Source organism: Hydrogenophaga sp., assembly GCF_035481345.1.
Taxonomy (GTDB): Bacteria; Pseudomonadota; Gammaproteobacteria; order Burkholderiales; family Burkholderiaceae_C; genus Hydrogenophaga.
This window is the reverse complement of the sequence record NZ_DATIGV010000014.1, coordinates 1-3,349: the sequence shown is the minus strand read 5'-3', so window position 1 is coordinate 3,349 and position 3,349 is coordinate 1. Positions and strand designations below refer to the sequence as shown.

The 3,349-nt window shown below is 71.3% G+C and carries 5 protein-coding genes; 1 reads left to right on the top strand and 4 read right to left on the bottom strand.

The genetic code is table 11. The features are described 5' to 3' along the window. The first annotated feature begins 2 nt into the window (after window positions 1-2). Window positions 3-902 carry a DUF72 domain-containing protein gene (locus VLG41_RS00905; RefSeq protein WP_325347517.1) on the top strand — a complete coding sequence of 300 codons (900 nt, stop codon included), beginning with the start codon at window positions 3-5 and terminating at the stop codon, window positions 900-902. Here the strand turns inward: VLG41_RS00905 and VLG41_RS00900 are convergent. The 4 genes from VLG41_RS00900 to VLG41_RS00885 form a co-directional block, all read right to left on the bottom strand. Next, on the bottom strand, window positions 899-1,141 hold the full coding sequence (locus VLG41_RS00900) for a hypothetical protein (protein ID WP_325347516.1): 243 nt from the start codon (window positions 1,139-1,141) through the stop codon (window positions 899-901). The two genes, VLG41_RS00905 and VLG41_RS00900, sit on opposite strands and share 4 nt — an antisense overlap. A gap of 7 nt (window positions 1,142-1,148) precedes the next feature. Beyond that, on the bottom strand, window positions 1,149-2,054 hold the full coding sequence (locus tag VLG41_RS00895) for an SDR family oxidoreductase (protein WP_325347515.1): 906 nt from the start codon (window positions 2,052-2,054) through the stop codon (window positions 1,149-1,151). A gap of 27 nt (window positions 2,055-2,081) precedes the next feature. After that, window positions 2,082-2,525, bottom strand: a complete 444-nt coding sequence (locus VLG41_RS00890) for a GNAT family N-acetyltransferase (protein ID WP_325347514.1) — start codon at window positions 2,523-2,525, stop codon at window positions 2,082-2,084. Then, a partial coding sequence (locus tag VLG41_RS00885; RefSeq protein WP_325347513.1) for a glutathione S-transferase family protein occupies window positions 2,522-3,349 on the bottom strand: 828 nt, incomplete at its 5' end. The genes VLG41_RS00885 and VLG41_RS00890, both read right to left, overlap by 4 nt.

Here is a 3,349-nt window from a genome sequence, read left to right as displayed (position 1 = left end):
GCCTGCGCCTGGGCACCTCGTCCTGGACCTACCCCGGCTGGACCGGCCTGGTGTGGGACCGCGACTACCCCGACGCCACGCTCTCGAAACAAGGCCTCACCGCCTACGGCCAGCACCCCCTGCTGCGCACGGTCTGCGTCGACCGCAGCTTCTACCGCGCCCTCACCGAGGTGCAGTTCCGCCGCTACGCCGAGCAGGTGCCCGCCGACTTCCGTTTCGTGGTGAAAGCCCCCGCGCTGGTCTGCGACGCGCAGATCCGCAGCGAGGACGGCAAGGGCCGCGAACCCAACCCGCTGTTCCTCGACCCCGCCGTCGCGGCGAAGGAGTTCATCGAGCCCGCGCTCGCCGGCCTGGAGCACAAGGTCGGCGCGCTGGTGTTCCAGTTGAGCCCCCTGCCCTTCATGCAGTTGCAGCGCCTGCCGCTGCTGCTGGACCGCCTGCGCACGATGCTCAAGGCCTTGCCGGACGTGCGCAGCGCCACGCCCGATGGTGTGGTGGCGGTGGAAGTGCGCGACCCCGAGTGGCTCGCACCGGGCATCGCCCCCGCGCTGGCCGAGGTGCTGCGCGACACCGGCGCCACCTACTGCCTGGGCCTGCACGCCAAGATGCCGCGTTTGGCCGACCAGTTGCCGCTGCTGCGCGCCCTGTGGCCCGGCCCGCTGGTGTGCCGCTGGAACCTCAACCCGCTGCATGGCGCCTATGGCTATGAAGACGCGCAACGCGGGTACGCGCCGTACGACCGCATCCACGACGTCGACGAGGACACGCGCGAGCTCATCGTGCGCACGGTGCGCGGCGTCACCGGCGCGGGGCAGAACGCCTACGTCACCATCAGCAACAAGGCCGAGGGCTGCGCGCCGCTGTCGGCGCGGGCGCTGGCGCAGAGGCTGGCGGGCAGCTAAGCCCCGGGCGGCCCGAACAGGTCCGGCTCCAGCGCGCCCGCGATGGCCGCCTGCACCTCGGGCGGTGGCTCGGCGGCCGGCAGTTCCTCACCCGCGTTGCGAAGCAGCCGCTGCCGCGTGGCCTCGTTGCCCGCATCGGGCAACTGCACGGCCACGATGCCCGCCGGCCCCCAGGCGATGCCGCAGGTGCCGATGGCGGTGGCGAACAGGCAATGGCCTCGCGCGGCCGGCGAGTCCATGGGCACCTCAGCCGCCGCGCAGCGCCGCGCGCAACTGCTCGCCCACCTCCGGCCGCTCCAGGAAGGGATCGGGCGGGTTCTGCACGTTCACGATGGCCTCCATGCGCGAGCGCACATTGCCCAGCGCCTTGGGGTGGCTGAACACGTAGAAGCGGTCGGCCTCGATGGATTCGAACACCCGGTGCGCCACCTCGGCCGCCGTGACCTTGCCCGAGCCCACGGCCTTGTCGCTCATGGCCTGGCCGATGATCTGGCTCTTCGTCAGCGCCTCCTCGGCCATCTCGGCCGGCTTGTTGCGGTGGCTCTGGTTGATGCCCGTGGGCACGAAGTACGGGCACAGCACGCTGGCGCCGATCTGGTCGGTGACCAGGCGCAGGTCCTGGTAGAGGGTCTCGGTGAAGGCCACCACAGCGTGCTTGCTCACGTTGTAGATGCCCATGTTGGGCGGCGTGAGCAGACCCGCCATGCTGGCGGTGTTGACGATGTGGCCGCGCCACGCGGGGTCGGCCTTGGCGGCGTCCAGCATCATGGGGGTGAACAGGCGCACGCCGTGCACCACACCCCACACGTTGACGCCCAGCACCCACTGCCAGTCGCGCACCGAGTTCTCCCAGATCAGCCCGGCCGAGCCCACGCCCGCGTTGTTGAAGACGAAGTGCGGCGCGCCGAAGAGGCGGTACACCTCCTCGGCCAGCGATTCCATCTGCGCCGCGTCGGACACGTCCACGCGGCGCGCCATCACGGTCGCGCCGGCGGCTTTCATCTCGGCCTCGGCGCGCTCCAGCGCATCGGCCTGCACGTCCACCAGCACGAGGTTCATGCCGCGCTGCGCGCCGATGCGCGCGCACTCGAGGCCAAAGCCCGAGCCCGCGCCGGTGAGCACCGCCGTCGTGCCCTCGAAGTTCTGGATCATGTGGTTGTCTCCTCTGTGGTGGTGGGTTCAGCGGCGCAGCATCTCGATGTGGGGAATGCCGTCCTCGTCGTAGGGCGCGCCGTCTGGCACGAAGCCGTGCTGCCGGTAAAAGCCTTCCAGGTGCGCCTGCGCGCCGATGCGGATGGGCCCCGGCCCCCACAGCGCGCGCACGCGCTCCACGGCCTCGCGCATGAGCGCGTGGCCCAGGCCGGTGCCGCGCGTGGCGGGGTCGCAGACCACGCGGCCGATGCTGGCCTCGGCGAACTTCAGGCCCGCCGGCACCAGGCGCGCGTAGGCCTGCAGTTCGCCGTCGCTCTCGCCCAGCAGGTGCCAGCAGGCGGGGTCGGCGCCGTCCGCGTCCAGGTAGACGCAGCGCTGTTCGACCACGAAGACCTCGCTGCGCAGGCGCATGAGTTCATAGACCTCGCGCGCAGACAGTTCGTCGAAGCGCGGGCAGCGCCAGGCGATCAAGCCTTCACCTCGCGCAGCACGTAACCCACGCGCGGAAAGTGCACGTGCACCGTGCCGGTGCGGTCGTCGTGGCGTTCGATGGTGTAGCGCGTGCGCGTGGCGGCGAGCAGCACGCCTTCACTGGTCTCGGTGCCGAAGGCCTCGGCGGCGATGCTGACGCGGCTGCCCAGCGCGATGCCATGGTCGTCCTGGAACACCTCGTCGGCCTTGATGGGCTCGGGCGTGGCCGCGTGCGCGATGCCCACGGCGTCGGCGCTGCTCAGGCGCTCGCTGCGGCCATGGCCGATGGCGGCCAGGCGGTCCATCCACTCCAGCACGTCGGGCGTGGCGTCGAGGATGCTGGCCATGCCGGGGTTGAGCTTGCGCGTGAACCACAGCGGGTGGTAGGCCGCGAAGTCGGCGATGCACGGCACCTCACCGAGCAGGTAGGGCTGTTCATCGAGCATGTTGGCCAGGCGGCGCAGGTAGCTGCGGTAGGCGCTGGTGGCGTCGGCGGGGCGCAGCAGCGTCATGTTCTGGCGCATGGTGGCGCGGTCGGCGGCAAAGGCCTGCCCCTCGCCGGGCGGCAAGCCGGCGAACATCTTGGCCGCGCCCTTGGGGCTGAGCGTGTAGCCCATGGAGGCCCAGAACAGGGACGAGTCGGCCCACTGCGCCACGGCGCGCGACAGGCCCCGCGCGTGCACGGGGAACAGCGGCGGTTCGGCCGCGCGGTGCTCCAGCACGTCGGCGATGAGCGCGGTGTCGCAGTAGATGTCGGCACCGATCTGCAGCAGCGGCGTCTTGCGGTAGCCACCGGTGAGCGCCACCACGTCGGGCTTGGGCAT